Origin of the sequence: Acinetobacter towneri, from assembly GCF_001758345.1 — a bacterium.
In the GTDB taxonomy this organism is placed as follows: domain Bacteria; phylum Pseudomonadota; class Gammaproteobacteria; order Pseudomonadales; family Moraxellaceae; genus Acinetobacter; species Acinetobacter towneri_A.
The window spans coordinates 1-17,349 of sequence record NZ_MKQS01000021.1 but is presented as its reverse complement, the minus strand read 5'-3'; the positions used below and the strand labels follow the sequence as shown (position 1 = coordinate 17,349).

Annotated in this window: 15 protein-coding genes and 1 pseudogene; 13 read left to right on the top strand and 3 right to left on the bottom strand. The window is 41.2% G+C overall.

Features of this window, described 5'->3' with window-relative positions:
- The first annotated feature begins 50 nt into the window (after window positions 1–50).
- The 10 genes from catA to pcaD all read left to right on the top strand — a co-directional run bounded on the left by catA (window position 51) and on the right by pcaD (window position 9,720).
- Window positions 51–971, top strand: coding sequence for a catechol 1,2-dioxygenase (gene catA, locus BJN41_RS10680; protein WP_070155137.1), 921 nt, complete (start codon window positions 51–53; stop codon window positions 969–971).
- 88 nt (window positions 972–1,059) lie between these two features.
- Window positions 1,060–2,448 (top strand): benzoate 1,2-dioxygenase large subunit, encoded by a 1,389-nt coding sequence (benA, locus tag BJN41_RS10675; RefSeq protein ID WP_070155131.1) that lies wholly within the window; start codon window positions 1,060–1,062, stop codon window positions 2,446–2,448.
- A complete protein-coding gene (gene benB / locus BJN41_RS10670; RefSeq protein ID WP_070155129.1) occupies window positions 2,445–2,936 on the top strand; it encodes a benzoate 1,2-dioxygenase small subunit in 492 nt (163 codons plus the stop codon). The genes benA and benB overlap by 4 nt, the downstream gene beginning before the upstream one ends.
- Window positions 2,937–3,030: 94 nt before the next feature.
- Window positions 3,031–4,047 (top strand): benzoate 1,2-dioxygenase electron transfer component BenC, encoded by a 1,017-nt coding sequence (benC, locus tag BJN41_RS10665; protein WP_070155127.1) that lies wholly within the window; start codon window positions 3,031–3,033, stop codon window positions 4,045–4,047.
- A 24-nt stretch (window positions 4,048–4,071) separates the two neighbouring features.
- A complete protein-coding gene (benD, locus tag BJN41_RS10660) occupies window positions 4,072–4,857 on the top strand; it encodes a benzoate diol dehydrogenase BenD (protein ID WP_070155125.1) in 786 nt (261 codons plus the stop codon).
- 59 nt (window positions 4,858–4,916) lie between these two features.
- On the top strand, window positions 4,917–6,173 hold the full coding sequence (gene benE / locus BJN41_RS10655) for a benzoate/H(+) symporter BenE (protein WP_070155124.1): 1,257 nt from the start codon (window positions 4,917–4,919) through the stop codon (window positions 6,171–6,173).
- A complete protein-coding gene (locus BJN41_RS10650; protein WP_019837575.1) occupies window positions 6,166–6,852 on the top strand; it encodes a 3-oxoacid CoA-transferase subunit A in 687 nt (228 codons plus the stop codon). The genes benE and BJN41_RS10650 overlap by 8 nt, the downstream gene beginning before the upstream one ends.
- 22 nt (window positions 6,853–6,874) lie before the next feature.
- Window positions 6,875–7,528 (top strand): 3-oxoacid CoA-transferase subunit B, encoded by a 654-nt coding sequence (locus BJN41_RS10645; RefSeq protein WP_070155122.1) that lies wholly within the window; start codon window positions 6,875–6,877, stop codon window positions 7,526–7,528.
- Window positions 7,529–7,666: 138 nt separating this feature from the next.
- Window positions 7,667–8,872, top strand: a complete 1,206-nt coding sequence (pcaF, locus tag BJN41_RS10640; protein WP_070155120.1) for a 3-oxoadipyl-CoA thiolase — start codon at window positions 7,667–7,669, stop codon at window positions 8,870–8,872.
- A 68-nt stretch (window positions 8,873–8,940) separates the two neighbouring features.
- Window positions 8,941–9,720, top strand: a complete 780-nt coding sequence (pcaD, locus tag BJN41_RS10635; protein WP_070155118.1) for a 3-oxoadipate enol-lactonase — start codon at window positions 8,941–8,943, stop codon at window positions 9,718–9,720.
- Between the two features lie 483 nt (window positions 9,721–10,203).
- Here the strand turns inward: pcaD and cysK are convergent, their stop codons facing one another.
- Window positions 10,204–11,202: a cysteine synthase A gene (gene cysK, locus BJN41_RS10630; protein ID WP_070155116.1), complete on the bottom strand. Its 999-nt coding sequence runs from the start codon at window positions 11,200–11,202 to the stop codon at window positions 10,204–10,206.
- Window positions 11,203–11,443: 241 nt separating this feature from the next.
- Between cysK and plsB the strand changes: the two genes are divergently transcribed.
- The 3 genes from plsB to BJN41_RS10615 all read left to right on the top strand — a co-directional run bounded on the left by plsB (window position 11,444) and on the right by BJN41_RS10615 (window position 16,336).
- On the top strand, window positions 11,444–13,948 hold the full coding sequence (gene plsB, locus BJN41_RS10625) for a glycerol-3-phosphate 1-O-acyltransferase PlsB (RefSeq protein WP_070155114.1): 2,505 nt from the start codon (window positions 11,444–11,446) through the stop codon (window positions 13,946–13,948).
- A 188-nt stretch (window positions 13,949–14,136) separates the two neighbouring features.
- Window positions 14,137–14,448 (top strand): ArsR/SmtB family transcription factor, encoded by a 312-nt coding sequence (locus BJN41_RS10620; protein ID WP_070155112.1) that lies wholly within the window; start codon window positions 14,137–14,139, stop codon window positions 14,446–14,448.
- A 115-nt stretch (window positions 14,449–14,563) separates the two neighbouring features.
- Window positions 14,564–16,336: a SulP family inorganic anion transporter gene (locus tag BJN41_RS10615; protein WP_070155110.1), complete on the top strand. Its 1,773-nt coding sequence runs from the start codon at window positions 14,564–14,566 to the stop codon at window positions 16,334–16,336.
- Window positions 16,337–16,367: 31 nt separating this feature from the next.
- Here the strand turns inward: BJN41_RS10615 and BJN41_RS10610 are convergent.
- Both BJN41_RS10610 and BJN41_RS10605 read right to left on the bottom strand, forming a co-directional pair.
- Window positions 16,368–16,610, bottom strand: a pseudogene (locus BJN41_RS10610) (integrase core domain-containing protein); the annotation flags it as partial.
- The coding region (locus BJN41_RS10605; RefSeq protein WP_070155106.1) for an IS481 family transposase at window positions 16,588–17,349 on the bottom strand (762 nt) is incomplete at its 5' end. The gene BJN41_RS10605 and the pseudogene BJN41_RS10610, both read right to left, overlap by 23 nt.

The following is a 17,349-nucleotide window of genomic DNA, read 5'->3' as shown; positions in this document are numbered from 1 at the left end:
CTAAAGATGCGCCACTAAAATATGAAAAACATAGTTTTAGGAGCAATAGTATGAACCGCCAAGAAATTGATGTATTAGTTAAGAAAATTAACGTCGATACTGCGACTGGTCCTGTAGATGAGCGAGTACAACAGATTGTTGTGCGCTTGTTAGGTGACCTGTTCCAGGCGATTGAAGATCTTGATATTTCTCAAACTGAGCTTTGGAAAGGTTTGGAATACTTTACGGATGCGGGCCAAGCAAATGAGTTAGGTCTATTAGCTGCAGGCTTAGGGCTAGAGCACTACTTGGACTTGCGTGCAGATGAAGCTGATGCTAAAGCAGGTATCACCGGTGGCACACCACGGACTATTGAAGGTCCACTTTATGTAGCAGGCGCACCTGAATCAGTTGGCTTTGCACGTATGGATGATGGTTCTGAAGAAGGTAAAATCCCGACTCTAATCATCGAAGGTACTGTAACTGATACCGAAGGCAATATTATTGAAGGCGCTAAAGTTGAAGTTTGGCACGCCAACAGCTTGGGTAACTACTCATTCTTTGATAAGTCACAGTCTGACTTCAATCTGCGTCGCTCTATTTTCACTGACCAAGATGGTAAATATGTTGCACTGACTACAATGCCAGTTGGTTATGGATGCCCACCAGAAGGTACTACTCAGTTCGTATTGGACAAATTAGGCCGTCATGGTAACCGCCCATCTCATGTGCACTATTTCGTATCTGCACCGGGTTACCGCAAACTGACTACTCAATTCAACATTGAGGGTGATAAATACCTGTGGGATGACTTTGCATTCGCTACACGAGAAGGCCTTGTTGCAACCGCTGTTGATGTAACTGATGAAGCTGAAATTGCACGCCGTGGCCTAAAGGGTCCTTTCAAACACATCCAGTTCAATATTGAACTTGTGAAAGAAAAAGAAAACGCGCCTAGCACTGAAGTCGACCGTCGTCGCGCAAGCGCTTAATTCCCAAAAAGGAAAGCGGGACGTGTCTTGAATATAAATCAGGCACTTCCCGATTGACTGCCCCTCATTGGACAGCCGGAGAAAGGACATGCCTCGTATTCCTGTAATTAACACCAGCCACTTAGACCGCATTGATGAGCTATTGGTTGATGATTTTGAATCTGGTGAATTTAAACTACACCGCTCAGTATTCACAGACCAAGCCTTGTTTGACCTAGAAATGAAATACATTTTTGAAGGCAACTGGGTTTATTTGGCACACGAAAGCCAAATTCCAAACAACAATGACTACTACACCACTTATATTGGTCGTCAGCCAATCATCATTGCGCGTAACCGCAATGGAGAATTGAATGCCATGATCAATGCGTGTTCACACCGTGGTGCACAGTTATGTCGTTACAAGCGTGGTAACAAAGCAACTTATACTTGCCCATTCCACGGTTGGACTTTTAACAACTCTGGTAAGTTGTTAAAAGTGAAAGACCCAGCAGATGCAGGTTATTCAGATTGCTTCAACAAAGACGGTTCACACGACTTGAAAAAAGTTGCCCGTTTTGAAAGCTATAAAGGTTTCTTGTTTGGTAGCTTGAACCCAGATGTTCCTTCTTTAGAAGAATACTTAGGTGAAGCAACTAAAATCATTGACATGATTGTGGGGCAATCACAACAAGGTCTTGAAGTTTTACGTGGTTCTTCTACTTACACTTATGAAGGTAACTGGAAGTTAACTGCTGAAAACGGTGCCGATGGTTACCACGTGTCTGCAGTACACTGGAACTACGCTGCAACGACTCAGCAACGTAAAGAAAAAGAAGCTGGCGACAATATTCGTGCTATGAGCGCAGGTTCATGGGGCAAACAAGGCGGTGGTTCTTACGGCTTTGAAAATGGTCACATGCTCCTTTGGACGCAATGGGCTAACCCAGAAGACCGTCCTAACTTTGCCAAGAAAAACGAATACACCGAGCAATTCGGTGAAGCAATGGCGAAATGGATGATCGAGCGTTCACGTAACTTGTGTATCTATCCAAACGTGTACTTCATGGATCAGTTCGGTTCACAAATTCGTGTGTTACGTCCTCTTTCTGTCGATAAGACTGAAGTGACGATTTACTGTATCGGTCCAGTCGGTGAAGAGCCAGAAGCACGCGCACGCCGTATTCGTCAGTACGAAGACTTCTTTAACGCATCAGGTATGGCTACACCAGACGATCTTGAAGAATTCCGTGCATGTCAAGTTGGCTACGCAGGTATCGCACTTGAGTGGAACGATATGTGCCGTGGTTCTAAGCATTGGATCCAAGGTCCAGACGATGCTGCAAACGAAATCGGTTTAAAACCAAAACTTTCAGGTATTAAAACTGAAGACGAAGGTTTATATCTTTCACAGCACCAACATTGGTTAGATCTAATCAAAAAAGGTATTGCGACTGAAAAAGAAATTGCTGCAAACACTGAAGGAGAAACCGCATGAGCGACATCACTTTAGAAAACATTGCACAGTTCCTGTATCAGGAAGCCCGCTTTTTAGATGATGAGCAATGGGATGACTGGCTACAGTGCTATGCCCCTAATGCATCTTTCTGGATGCCTGCATGGGATGACAATGACACTTTAACTGAAGATCCACAGTCCGAAATTTCCTTGATTTACTATCCAGACCGTCAAGGTTTAGAAGACCGTGTATTCCGTATCAAGACTGAACGCTCATCTGCGACCATGCCTGATACACGTACCAGCCACAACATTAGCAATATTGAAATTGTGGAACGTGAAGGCGATAAAGTCACTGTACGTTTTAACTGGAACACTTTAAGTTTCCGTTACAAAACTAACTACAGCTATTTTGGGATGTCACGCTATGAAATCGATTTTTCTGGCGACAAACCACAAATTTTAAGCAAGTACGTGGTGCTGAAAAACGATTATATCAACCAAGTAATCGATATTTATCACCTCTAAGACTGTATAGATTTACAGCTAGGTAAAACCTTTCAGCCAGATGGAATTTGGCTGAGGGGGTCAAGTTTTAAAGATTTCTAAAGGATATTCAGCCATGTCAAACCACAATGTTGCACTTCAATTTGAAGATGGCGTTACGCGTTTTATTTCTGTTACAGATGGTGAAACACTGTCAGACGCAGCTTACCGTCAAAAGATCAATATTCCTTTGGACTGCCGTGATGGTGCATGTGGAACGTGCCGTGCGTTTTGTGAATCAGGTTCGTATGACATGCCTGAAGAAACTTACATTGAAGATGCATTGACACCAGAAGAAGCTGAACAAGGCTACATTCTTGCATGCCAATGTAAACCAACTTCTGACGCAGTGTTCCAAATTCAAGCCACTTCTGATGTATGTAAAACTGAAATTCATGCTTTTGAAGGTACTTTGGCTGGGGTAGAAAACCTATCTGACTCAACCATTACTTTTGACATTCAGTTAGATGAAGGTCAACCAGATATTCACTTCCTTGCAGGTCAATATGTGAATGTGGGTATTCCTAGTACAACAGAAACCCGTTCTTATTCTTTTAGCTCTAAGCCTGGTAAGCGCTTAACAAGCTTTGTGGTACGTAACGTACCAAACGGAAAAATGAGCGAATTCTTAAGCCGAAATGCTAAAGCGGGCGACAAAATGACTTTTACTGGCCCATTTGGTAGCTTCTACTTGCGTAATGTAGCACGTCCAGTGCTGATGTTAGCAGGCGGTACAGGTATTGCACCATTCATGTCTATGCTGCAAGTGCTTGAAGAAAAAGGTTCAGAACATCCAGTACGTTTAGTATTTGGTGTAACCAATGACTTTGACTTGGTGGCAATTGAAAAATTAAATGAACTCCAAGAAAAATTCTCTTGGTTCGAATATCGCACTGTAGTTGCAAATCCTGAATCTGCACATGCGCGTAAGGGTTATGTGACAGGTCATATCGAAAATGAATGGCTGAATGGCGGCAATATTGATATTTACCTGTGTGGTCCTGTCCCAATGGTAGAAGCAGTTCGTGGTTGGCTCGATACAGAAGGTGTTAAACCGGCAAACTTCCTGTTCGAAAAATTTTCAGCGAACTAAGTTGACCCGCTGTAGGAGCATCAAATGAACCGTGCAAAAAGATTTGAAAAGAAAGTTGTAATCGTGACTGGTGCCGCTCAAGGCATTGGTCGCGGTGTGGCTTTACAAGTGGCGAGTGAAGGTGCCCAAGTCGTTATGGCTGACCTTTCTCCCTATGTAGAAGAAGTGTTGGCTGAAATTGAAGAACATGGTGGCGATGCAGTAACCGTAAAAGCCAACCTTGAAACTTTTGCAGATGCAGAATCTGTGGTTGCTAAAGCACTTGAAATCTACGGTCGTGTTGATGTGCTGATTAACAACGTAGGCGGTGCAATTTGGATGAAACCTTTTGAAGAATTTTCTGAAGAAGAAATCATTAAGGAAGTGAACCGCTCATTATTTCCGACGATGTGGTGCTGCCGTGCAGTACTTCCAGAAATGATTAAAAATCAAAAAGGTACAATCGTAAACGTATCTTCTATTGCAACTCGTGGTATTCACCGCGTGCCATATTCAGCGTCTAAAGGTGGTGTGAACGCTTTAACTGCTTCCCTCGCCTTTGAACATGCCAAAGATGGTATTCGTGTCAATGCCATTGCAACTGGTGGTACAGAAGCACCACCACGTAAAGTGCCTCGCAATGCCAATCCATTGTCTGAAAATGAAAAAGCGTGGATGCAGCAAGTGGTCGATCAAACAATTGATCGTACATTCATGGGTCGCTACGGCACCATTCAGGAACAAGTGAATGCGATTCTATTCCTTGCTTCTGATGAATCATCGTACATCACAGGCACTGTTGTACCTGTAGGTGGTGGTGATCAGGGTTAAGCCAAGATCATGACCAACTTCTACAGGATCATTGCTTGACGCAAGGAGGCAAATCGTCAATGAGTCACCTGTTCCAAACTTTAAAAAATGACTGGTCAATTTCAGCCACTGTTGCAGGGTTTTTAGCAGTGCTGATCTCTTATTCAGGACCATTGATCATCTTTTTCCAAGCAGCACAGCAAGCCCACGTTTCCCCAGACATGATGATTTCATGGATTTGGGGAATTTCTATTGGTGCTGCTGTCGCAGGTATCTTTTTATCCATTAAATACAAAGTGCCTGTGGTTACCGCTTGGTCAGCACCTGGTACCGCATTGCTGGTCACTCTGTTTCCCGATATTAGCCTGAATGAAGCTGTTGCAGCCTACATTACCTCTGCTGTGGTGATTTTCTTGGTTGGAATCACAGGATATTTTGACAAACTCCTGTCGTGGATTCCGCAAGAAGTCGCAGCAGGCATGATGGCAGGTATCTTGGTTCAATTTGGTTTAGGCCTATTTAGTGCAACCAATACTCTGCCATACATTGTATTTGGGATGCTGGCGGTATTTTTATTGGCAAAGCGTTTTAGTCCACGTTATGCCATGATTTGGGTGCTTGCTGCAGGCATTATACTGAGCTTAATGCTCGGTCAAATTAACCCAGTGACCACCAATTTTACTTTAGCAATTCCACAGTTTATTGCTCCTGAATGGACGTGGAGTTCAACCTTAAACTTGGCATTACCTTTAATTTTAGTCAGCTTGTCTGGGCAGTTTTTACCCGGTATGGCAATTATTAAAATTAGCGGTTATGACATGCCTGCTAAGCCTATTATTAGTGCGACCAGTATGGCTTCTCTTGCCGTTGCATGTGTGGGAGGCATTACCATTGTACTAGCCTCTATTACCGCGGCATTGTGCTTAGGTAAAGATGCGCACGAACTGAAAGAAAAGCGATACATTGCAGGTGTTGCCAACGGTATTTTCTATATTTTAGGTGGGTTATTTGCGGGTAGCATTGTCATGCTATTTAGCCTATTGCCTAAAGAACTGATTGCAGCTTTAGCTGGACTTGCACTTTTGGGTGCAATTGCTACCAATATTTCAGTGGCAATGAGTAAAGAATCACAGCGTGATGCGGCCCTCATCACCTTTTTAGCAACCGCCTCTGGTATGCAGTTTTTAGGGCTAAGTTCTGTATTTTGGGGTATCTGTATTGGTTTGATCGCACATTGGGTATTAACCAAACGTAACAGCTCAACCGCCCCCCCTACCTTCAACTCAAAGTTCCAAAAGTTAATGGACAGGCAATTGTCTAGGACACATTATGATTGATAAAAGTCAAACTTCTTTAACAGAAGTCCTTTCGCAAATTAAAGATGGTTCAACCATCATGATTGGTGGTTTTGGTACCGCAGGTCAGCCAGCGGAACTCATTGATGGTTTGATTGAACTTGGCATCAAAGATTTAATTATTGTAAACAACAACGCAGGTAATGGTGACTACGGTTTAGCAAAGCTATTAAAAGCTGGCGCAGTACGTAAAATCATCTGTTCATTCCCACGTCAGTCTGACTCTTGGGTATTTGATGAACTTTACCGCGCAGGCAAAATCGAGCTTGAACTTGTGCCACAAGGTAACTTGGCATGCCGTATTCAGGCTGCAGGTATGGGTCTCGGTCCAATCTATACCCCTACAGGTTTTGGTACTTTGCTTGCTGAAGGCAAACCCACCCTAAAGTATGAAGGTAAAGACTACGTACTTGAAAATCCAATCCGCGCAGACTTTGCTTTAATTAAAGCACAGCAAGGTGATCGTTGGGGTAACTTGGTGTACCGTAAATCTGCACGTAACTTTGGACCAATCATGGCGATGGCTGCCGATGTGACGATTGCACAGGTTTCTGAAGTGGTTGAGTTAGGCGCGTTAGATCCTGAACACATCATCACTCCGGGTATTTTCGTTCAGCACGTTGTTGCCGTTGGCGCAAAACAACCTGAACAATCTGCATAACTGTCACATGAAGGAGAACATCATGCGCTATACCAAATTAACACGTGATCAAATCGCTGAACGTGTGGCACAAGACATTCCAGACGGTGCTTATGTTAACCTTGGCATAGGCTTACCAACTAAAATTTCTAACTACCTGTCTTCAGAAAAAGACGTATTCTTACATTCTGAAAATGGTTTATTGGCTTTTGGCCCACCACCTTCTGCAGGAGAAGAAGACCCTGAATTAATCAATGCCGGTAAAGAGTTCGTAACCATGCTTACAGGCGGTTCATTCTTCCACCATGGTGACTCATTTGCCATGATGCGTGGCGGTCACTTAGACATCGCAGTATTGGGTGCTTTCCAAGTGGCTGAAAATGGTGACTTGGCAAATTGGCATACTGGCGCTCCTGACGCGATTCCTGCGGTTGGTGGTGCAATGGACTTGGCCGTGGGTGCAAAAAAAGTCTTTATTACAACCGATCACGTCACCAAAAAAGGCGAAGCTAAAATTGTAGCTGAACTGACTTATCCCGCTACAGGCTTAAAGTGTGTAGATCGCATTTACACAGACTTGTGTGTGATTGATGTCACTCCTGAAGGTATGAAAGTTCTTGAAAAAGTTGAAGGCTTGAGCTTTGAAGAATTACAGTCATTGACTGGTGCAAAGCTGATTGATGCGACTCAGGCTTAATCGTCTTTAAATATAATTTTTAATCCCCCTAAATCCCCCTTTTTCAAAGGGGGACTTCCATCAAGTAATTTTAGGTGGGAATCTCCTCCCTTTTTTAAAGGGAGGTTGGGAGAGATTAAGATATTTGGAAAATAAAATATGAAAAACGCATATATCGTCGATGCCATCCGTACCCCATTTGGTCGTTATGCAGGTGGTTTAGCTCCAGTCCGTGCTGATGACTTAGGCGCATTACCGATCAAAGCACTTATGCAACGCAATCCATCTGTAAACTGGGAACAAGTTGATGACGTGATTTACGGCTGTGCCAACCAAGCAGGTGAAGACAACCGTAACGTGGGTCGTATGTCTGCACTTTTAGCAGGTTTACCGTACCAAGTGCCAGCAACCACTGTAAACCGTTTATGTGGTTCATCGCTAGACGCAATTGCAATGGCCGCACGTGCAATTAAAGCAGGTGAAGCAAACCTGATTATTGCAGGTGGTGTTGAATCAATGAGCCGCGCTCCATTTGTGATGGGTAAATCAGAATCTGCTTATGGTCGTAGTCAAAAAATTGAAGACACCACAATGGGCTGGCGTTTCATTAACCCGAAACTCAAAGAAATGTACGGCGTAGAAACTATGCCGCAAACTGCTGAAAATGTAGCGGAACAGTTCAATATTAACCGCGCCGATCAAGACTTGTTTGCTCTAACCAGCCAACAACGTACTGCTGCTGCACAAGCACGCGGTTTCTTTGACAAAGAAATTATTGCAGTGGAAATTCCACAACGTAAAGGCGAGCCTGTCGTTGTTGCTGCAGACGAACATCCACGTGCATCAACCACAGCAGAAGCATTGGCAAAATTAAAGCCAGTGGTAAAAGCAGACGGTACTGTGACTGCAGGTAACGCGTCAGGTATTAACGATGGTGCGGCTGCCCTACTGATTGCTTCTGAAGAAGCGGTTGCACAACACGGCTTAAAACCACGTGCCAAAATCATTGCTTCAACTGTTGTTGGTGTTGAACCACGTATTATGGGCTTTGGTCCTGCGCCTGCGATCAAAAAATTGTTGGCACAAACAGGTTTAACCATTGAACAAATGGACGTGATTGAACTGAACGAAGCCTTTGCTGCTCAAGCGTTAGCATGTACTCGCGACTTAGGCATCGAAGATGGTTCAGAGAAAGTCAATCCAAACGGTGGTGCAATTGCTTTGGGTCACCCACTTGGTGCATCTGGTGCACGTTTAGTCACTACAGCACTGAACCAACTTGAACAAACTGGCGGAAAATACGGTTTATGTTCAATGTGTATTGGTGTCGGTCAAGGTATTGCTTTGATCATTGAACGTGTTTAATCCTCATTAAAAGCCCCCTTTCATAAGAGGGATTTAGGTGGATCTATAAGATTAAGGATTTTAAAAAAATGCCAACTTTTACCTCAAATGATGCGCAAATCAATTACCAAACTTTTGGTGATGCTGCAAAACCTGCACTGATTTTTTCAAACTCGCTTGGTACAAATTTCAAAATGTGGCAAGCACAGATTGATTTTTTCCAGCAAGATTTTTTTGTCATTTGCTACGACACACGTGGTCACGGTGCATCATCAGCTCCGCAAGGCCCATATAGCATTGATCAATTGGGTCAAGATCTTGTAAATCTACTCGATCACTTGAATGTTGAAAAAGCGGCATTCTGTGGTATTTCTATGGGTGGTTTAACAGGTCAATGGTTAGCGATTCATCGCCCTGAACGTTTTAATCAGGTGGTGGTATGTAATACCGCAGCAAAAATTGGTCAAGAACAGGCTTGGAATGACCGTGCCGCATTGGTACGCGAACAAGGTTTACAGCCGATTGCTTCGACTGCAGCATCACGCTGGTTTACTGAACCCTTTATCCAGAGCAACGCGACAGTGGTCAACAATCTTCAAAACGACTTGGCAGCTGGCAGCGCCGAAGGTTATGCGAGCTGTTGCGAAGCTTTGGCTAAAGCGGATGTACGTGAACAACTTAAAGACATCAGTGTGCCTGTTTTAGTAGTTGCAGGTCAGCAAGACCCTATAACAACTGTTGCCGATGCTCAATTTATGGTTGAACGTATTGCCAATAGCCAATTGTTTGAAATCAATGCATCGCACATTTCTAACGTAGAATTGTCAAACGAATTTAACCAAGCGGTGAAGCAATTTATCCAAGCATAAAACTTTATTGTTAAAAAAGTTAAAAAAAGAGCTCTTTCGAGAGCTCTTTTTTATAGATGAATCAACAATGAATCAAACTGGGCTTAAATTCGCTCCACAGCAATTGCGGTTACTTCACCCCACCTATACATAAAGTAGTCATGATTTACAGCACCATGTCGATGAGTAATTATCTATATTATATTTACAAAGTGAATTATTGTGCCTCATTATTACTCCACTCCATAAATTCTCAAAAAGCCATGGATGACGTGAACGATTAATCAAGTTATATAATAATGGTAGCTCTGATGATGCTAGATAAAGTATCTTCCATTATTTGAGTTTGATTCATTGCTGAACCTACTAAAGATTAGAGTCTCAGTACAAAGAAAGTTGATTTGCAGAATGTCTCTTTATCCACCTCATCAATTTATTCTCCAAAAAAATCCCAAAGTCATAACTTTGGGATTTTTTAAAGGATTCTGTCAATCTGAAGACACATTATTCTGCACTAATATCTTCAAACAACACTGATGATAAATAACGCTCACCACTATCAGGTAAAATCACCACAATATTTTTACCTGCATTTTCAGGACGTGCAGCCAATTTAGCTGCTGCAGCCATTGCTGCACCACTAGAAATACCGACTAAAATACCTTCATGAGTTGCTGTTCTACGCGCCCAATCAATTGCTTCAGCACTTTCAATGCTAATCACTTCATCCACCAAATCTAAATCTAGATTTTTTGGAATAAAGTTGGCGCCAATCCCCTGAATTTTATGTGGTGCAGGTGTAAGGGCTTCGCCACGCTTTGTTTGACCAATAATTGGAGATTCTGCAGGCTCAACTGCAACACTATGCAATGCCTGACCTTTTACCTTTTTGAAATAACGTGAAATACCAGAAATGGTACCGCCTGTACCTACACCGGCAACAAGAATATCTACCTTCCCACCTGTTGCTGCCCAAATTTCGGGACCTGTGGTTTCTTCATGAATTTGTGGATTGGCAGGGTTATTAAACTGCTGCGGCAAAAAATAAGTTTCTGGATGTTCAGTTGCTAAACGCTCTGCTTCATCCACCGCGCCTTTCATGCCTTTTGCAGGCTCAGTCAACACCAAATTTGCACCCAAAGCTTTCAAAACCTTACGGCGCTCGATACTCATGCTTGCAGGCATAGTTAGTGTAATTTCATAACCTTTTGCTGCAGCTACAAATGCCAAAGCGATTCCTGTATTACCGCTGGTCGGTTCGACAATATGCATGCCCGCTTTTAACACGCCACGTTTTTCTGCATCGGCAATTAAAGCTGCTCCAATACGGCATTTCACAGAAAATGCAGGGTTGCGGCTTTCCACCTTGGCTAAAACCGTTGCACCGCCAGAAATTAAACGGTTAATGCGTACCAATGGCGTGTTACCAATCGCTTCGGCGTTATTACTATATACGGCAATGCCTAAGTTTGCTGGTGTTGGAAAAGCTGCATCTGTGGTCATGATAATTTCCTACGTTATATCTATATAAACAAATTTTAAATTATCATACCTTTTTATAATTTTGTTGCCGATGTTTCGTTAAAATTGTTTTATACAAAATATGATTAGCTTTCAACAAAACACGAATTAGAATAAAGCAATGACAACCTCAGTTTAACTGTCGATTTTATCGGCACTTGGGTTTGAAATTCGCTATTTATTTTTTGACAATAGCAACACATAACAAAATGTAGGGAATGCAATGTCTAATAAACGTTACAGTCAGCTTTATCGTAATTTCACTAAAAAAATCTTAAATAAGATTGTGACGCCACAAGTATTAGGCACGACTGCAGAATTAGAACATCGTATTGCTCAAAGCTCTGAAAAAACACAATTTTGTTATGTGCTGCAAGATGCCTCTCTCAGCAATATCGCCTTGATTGATCAGCAGACGCAATCTCGGGGTTTACCTTCCGTATATGCGCCTTTGATCATTGCAGGGCACCAGGAAGATGATTCCATTTTGGTCTTGCATGAGAAAAACCCACAGCACAGTGCTTATCACTACTCTGCCAAATTGATTCGTTTAATTGAAACCCTAAAGCAACATCCTGAACATGATGTGCTGTTCGTTCCCGTGACAGTACTTTGGGGGCGCTCACCCGAATACGAAGACTCTTGGTTTAAAGCATTATTTGCCGATGCGTGGTCTACGCCAAACAAGCTCAAACAAATTCTTAATATTTCACTCTATTCACGTGATAACTATATCGAGTTTCATAAAGCGATTTCTTTACGTCAGCTCATTACACAAGCCACGCTACAACAGCCACACTTATCTCCTGCACACTTTATTGAGAAACATCTAGAACATAATTTTAATCAATACAAAGAAGCAATTTTGGGTCCAGACTTATCTGACCGCCGTAATCTAATTCATACTTTGATGAAAACTGAAGCTGTACAACAAGCTATTCGCAAAGAAAGTATCGAACAAAAAGTGAGTATGTTTGAGGCAGAAAAGCGCGCTAAAAACTATTTAACTGAAATTGTATCGGACTTTTCTTATTCGACTTTGCGTTTTGCTGAATTGGCACTGACCAAGCTTTGGACACAGCTCTATGATGGCATTGAAGTGCATCACTTTGACACAGTACGTGAACTCGCCAAAGATTATGAAATTGTCTATACCCCTTGTCATCGTAGCCACATCGACTATTTATTGCTGTCTTATGTAATTTTCAATCGTGGATTGATGGTACCGCATATTGCAGCAGGTATTAATTTAAATTTACCGATTGTAGGTCAACTCATGCGTGGTGGTGGTGCGTATTTTATTCGCCGTACTTTTAGCGGCAATGAATTATACACCTCAGTATTTAAAGAATATTTACACAGCTTATTGTCACGCAACACCCCACTTGAATACTTTATTGAAGGTGGACGATCACGCACAGGTTTATTGTTACCACCGAAAAAAGGCATGTTGTCGATGACTATTCAAAGTCATTTACGCGGAGCAACCAAACCTATTGCATTTATTCCGACGTATTTTGGTTATGAAAAACTGATTGAGGGTACATCTTATTTAAATGAATTAAACGGCAAACCCAAAGAAGCCGAATCTTTATGGGGCATTTTAAACTCTGCCCGTAAAATTGAAAAAGTCTTTGGTAAGGTCTATGTCAACTTTGGTGAACCTGTATTTTTAGATGATGTTTTAGTAGCCAACCAAGCACACAATGTAAAACTGAATATCAATGACGAACTACCGAGCTCTGTAATTCATACGGTAGATCATACTGCGCATGCGATTTTGGAAAATATCAATAAAGCCGTAGTGATTAATCCAATTGCACTCATCTCACTGATTTTATTAAATGTCGATCAGCATGCCTTGACACAAGATGAGCTACTCAGACGAATTGAACAATATCGCTATTTGCTCAAACAATTATGTTATGACCCCCGTATGATTATTACGGAATTAAATCCACAAGAAATTATTGAATATGCACTAAAACTTAAACAAGTGCAGCATTTTAAAGAAGATGATATAGAACGAATTCGAGTCGCTGAAAGCCAAAAAATCTTATTGAGCTATTTTAGCAATAATATTTTACATTGCTTTATTTTACCGGCGTGTGTCGCATTAATTGTGCAGCAGTTTAATGAACAAAACTTAGTATTATCCCGCGCAGAATTAATGCAAAAAATGCAGGCGATTTATCCATATTTGAAACAAGAGTTTTTCTTGGCATGGGCACCACAGGACCTTGCTCAAGAAATAGAAAAAATTGTGGCGTATTTTATCCAACAAAACTGGATGACAGAAACAAATCAACAACTACTGCCGAACCTAATTACCCAGCATGAATTCTATGCCTTAGCGGAACTGGCAAAACCAAGTTTAAATAATTTCGTATTGATTCAAGGACTTTTGCTGCATTATAGCCAACACATTCCTTTAAATCTAAAAGTTTTGGAAAAAATGGCCAAAACAGTATTACAACGCGCTGCAGATTCTGCACAATTTAAGTCTGGTTATTATTTTGATAGTGCAACCTTAAAAAGTTTTGTTAGCAGTTTAGATCAACAAGGCATCTTACAACACAATGCTACACATATAATCCTAGATGATACTTTTAGAACCAAAATGTCAGAATGTTTTGCTTGGTACAACCCAGAAATTCAGGAATTGTTAACTGCGTCTAGTGAATTTAGTGAGAAAGAATTAAAAAATTTTGAACAGATAAAAAAATAGGTTTAATTGTAACTCAACCACATTTTGATCAACTTTTTTATTAGAATATCAGCCCTATATTTATGATGGGCTGATATGATTTAAAAAAGCATAATTGTTCTCATATATAACCAATGATTTATGTTATATCATTTATCTTCCACTCCCGCCTAATATATTGGGTTAGCTGTAAATTAAGAGAATAAACAATGAACGATGGGCTTGAAATCACATCAATGCGCGAATCTGCGGATACGGTTGTTGGAATTTTAAAATCTTTGGCGAATACTGACCGCCTTTTAATTCTTTGTCATTTATCTCAGCAAGAATTAAATGTTTCTCAAATTGAAGAGTTAACCCAAATTCATCAACCTACGTTATCGCAACAATTAATGATGCTGCGTAAAAGTGATGTAGTGAATACCCGTCGTGATGGCAAGCAAATTTTTTATTCAATTAAAGATGACAAAATGGTGCAGATTCTTAATATCCTATACTCACTTTATTGCCCACAGGACTAAATAATGATGCCTATATATCAGGCATATCCATAAAATTTAATTCCCCCTCCTATCTCAAAGACTTCTTAGCATTTTTTGTTCATAATATATCTAAATTTATGATTTAGATTTTACTATGTCAGATTTCAATTCACTATTGGCACGGGTGCTACCTGCTTGGCAATGGCTGCGAAAATACAATGCAGAAACATTTAAAACTGACCTGTTGTCTGCGTTTATCGTCATAGCCATATTGGTACCTCAAGGAATGGCTTATGCAATGCTTGCAGGTTTACCTCCTGTCATGGGTTTATATGCAAGCGTGATCCCCATGATCATGTACGCCTTGTTTGGTGGCAGCCCAACCTTGTCCATTGGCCCAGTCGCCATTATTTCCATGATGACCTTTGCGACGCTCAATCCATTGTTTGAAGTTGGTTCGGCGGCTTATATTCAAGCAGCCTGTTTACTTGCCCTGTTGGTCGGCATTATTTCACTACTTTTAGGTGTTTTTCGTTTCGGTTTTTTAATTCAACTCATTAGCCATCCTGTCATTAAAAGCTTCATTATTGCCTCTGCATTAATGATTGCCATTGGACAGCTTAAATTTGTTTTAGACATCCCCCTTAAAGCCAATAACTTACCTGAATTCTTACACAGCTTTTGGCAATATGTGGGAAAAACCCATCTTTATAGCGTGCTCTTGGGTGTTGCTGCCATTTTATTTCTAATTTGTGCGCCTAAAATCATCAACAGTAATGCCATTCGTGAACGTGTTCGAGGTAGTGGTTTTCTCTTAAAAGCCTTGCCATTGGTATTGGTGATCGGTTCAATTGCTTTGGTTTATTCACTGCATTTGCAACAGGTCGGCATTAAAACAGTAGGAGAAATTCCTTCAGGATTCCCGCCTATTCAACTCCCTGAATGGAATACACAACTCGTTCTCCAACTTATGCCAGGCGCAGCCATGATTTCGATGATTAGTTTTGTAGAGTCATTGTCTATTGCGCAAGCCACTGCCTTACAGCAACGCAGTCACTTAAATAGCAATCAGGAACTCATTGCACTCGGATTAGCCAATCTTGGTGCAGGTGTCAGTTCCTCTTTTCCCGTCACGGGTAGTTTGTCACGTACCGTTGTCAATGCCGATGCAGGTGCAAAAACACCAATGGCAGGTATATTCACCTCCATCCTGATTGTTATTGTCAGTTTATACTTCACGGGATTTTTCCAGGACTTACCACTGGCTGTTTTGGCTGCAACCATTATTGTTTCAATTTGGAAACTGGTTGAGTTCCAATCTTTTATAGAAACTTGGCGTTATTCCAAAGCCGATGGTCTAGCCATGTGGGTTACGTTCTTTAGTGTTGTGTTAATTGATATTTCGACAGGTTTAATTATGGGTATAATTTCTACCTTTATTCTAATGTTGTGGCGTATTAGCCGACCACATATAGCAGTAATCGGTTTACTTGAAGGCACACAACATTTTCGTAATATTGAGCGACATCAAGTACGTACCGCGCCACATGTGCTTTCTATGCGAATTGACGAAAATCTAACTTTTTTAAATGCCAATACTTTAAAAGGCTTTTTTATTAATCAAGTCAGTCAAAACCCTGAGTTAAAGCATGTTGTGGTGAATTGTTCGAGTATTAGCAGTATTGATTTAAGCGCACTCGAAATGCTGGAAGATTTAAATCTTGAACTCGAAAAATTAAATATCTGTCTGCATTTTTCAGAAATTAAAGGCCCTGTAATGGACAAATTACAGCATTCAAAACTTTTACAGCATTTAAATGGAAAAGTTTATTTGTCACATTATTTAGCCATGCAAGAAATTGCGCCTGAACTTACTCAAAGAGCAAGAAATGGGTCTTTAATTTGTACTAGCTCAAACCTGATCTGACAGTTACCCATTTTTTATTGTGCCTGTCAGGTTAAATTTGAGCTAAATTTTTCTCAGCCCAAATCCGTTTTCCATCAAGTAAAGTTTCAAGTGGTGTACGACCACAGCACATTTTTCCTTGATGAGTCCGTTCAGTATTATAGAATTTCAGCCAATCGTCTAGATCAACTTGTAATTCTTCCAATGAGCTATAAAGCTTCTTCCTAAACGTAATTTGATAGAACTCCTGCAAAATCGTCTTATGGAAACGCTCACATATACCATTTGTTTGCGGCATCAAGTAAAGTTTCAAGTGGTGTACGACCACAGCACATTTTTCCTTGATGAGTCCGTTCAGTATTATAGAATTTCAGCCAATCGTCTAGATCAACTTGTAATTCTTCCAATGAGCTATAAAGCTTCTTCCTAAACGTAATTTGATAGAACTCCTGCAAAATCGTCTTATGGAAACGCTCACATATACCATTTGTTTGCGGGGAAGCTGCTTTTGTCTTCGTGTGATCAATATCATTAACTGCCAGATACAACTCATAGTCATGTTGTTCTACCTTACCGCAATACTCAGTACCTCTGTCTGTGAGGATGCGAAGCATTGGTAAGTCCTGAGATTGATAGAATGGCAACACACGATCATTGAGTAAATCAGCCGCTGTAATCGGTGTTTTTGTTGTATAGAGCTTGCAATGAACGACCTTACTATAAGTGTCGATGAATGTTTGTTGGTAGATTCGTCCAACACCTTTGAGATTCCCGACATAAAAGGTGTCTTGCGCGCCTAAATAGCCTGGATGAGCTGTTTCGATTTCACCACAAGCAACGTCATCCTCATGCTTACGTTCAAGTGCCGCAATCTGCTGATCATTTAATTCAATACCATCCTGTGCCACTTTAGCCTCAAGTGCTTTTAAACGCTTCTTAAAGTTTTCTAAATCATGACGAAGCCATATAGAGCGAACCCCACTCCCTGAAACGAATACACCCTTCTTGCGTAATTCATTACTAGTACGGTGCTG

What these genes read in the sequence shown, in the direction of transcription:
- pcaF (WP_070155120.1), top strand. Translation starts at nt 7,667, where the DNA reads ATGAAAAACGCATATATCGTCGATGCCATCCGTACCCCATTTGGTCGT.
- benB (WP_070155129.1), top strand. Translation starts at nt 2,445, where the DNA reads ATGAGCGACATCACTTTAGAAAACATTGCACAGTTCCTGTATCAGGAA.
- catA (WP_070155137.1), top strand. Translation starts at nt 51, where the DNA reads ATGAACCGCCAAGAAATTGATGTATTAGTTAAGAAAATTAACGTCGAT.
- benA (WP_070155131.1), top strand. Translation starts at nt 1,060, where the DNA reads ATGCCTCGTATTCCTGTAATTAACACCAGCCACTTAGACCGCATTGAT.
- benD (WP_070155125.1), top strand. Translation starts at nt 4,072, where the DNA reads ATGAACCGTGCAAAAAGATTTGAAAAGAAAGTTGTAATCGTGACTGGT.
- BJN41_RS10620 (WP_070155112.1), top strand. Translation starts at nt 14,137, where the DNA reads ATGAACGATGGGCTTGAAATCACATCAATGCGCGAATCTGCGGATACG.
- benE (WP_070155124.1), top strand. Translation starts at nt 4,917, where the DNA reads ATGAGTCACCTGTTCCAAACTTTAAAAAATGACTGGTCAATTTCAGCC.
- BJN41_RS10615 (WP_070155110.1), top strand. Translation starts at nt 14,564, where the DNA reads ATGTCAGATTTCAATTCACTATTGGCACGGGTGCTACCTGCTTGGCAA.
- BJN41_RS10645 (WP_070155122.1), top strand. Translation starts at nt 6,875, where the DNA reads ATGCGCTATACCAAATTAACACGTGATCAAATCGCTGAACGTGTGGCA.
- pcaD (WP_070155118.1), top strand. Translation starts at nt 8,941, where the DNA reads ATGCCAACTTTTACCTCAAATGATGCGCAAATCAATTACCAAACTTTT.
- benC (WP_070155127.1), top strand. Translation starts at nt 3,031, where the DNA reads ATGTCAAACCACAATGTTGCACTTCAATTTGAAGATGGCGTTACGCGT.
- cysK (WP_070155116.1), bottom strand. Translation starts at nt 11,202, where the DNA reads ATGACCACAGATGCAGCTTTTCCAACACCAGCAAACTTAGGCATTGCC.
- BJN41_RS10650 (WP_019837575.1), top strand. Translation starts at nt 6,166, where the DNA reads ATGATTGATAAAAGTCAAACTTCTTTAACAGAAGTCCTTTCGCAAATT.
- plsB (WP_070155114.1), top strand. Translation starts at nt 11,444, where the DNA reads ATGTCTAATAAACGTTACAGTCAGCTTTATCGTAATTTCACTAAAAAA.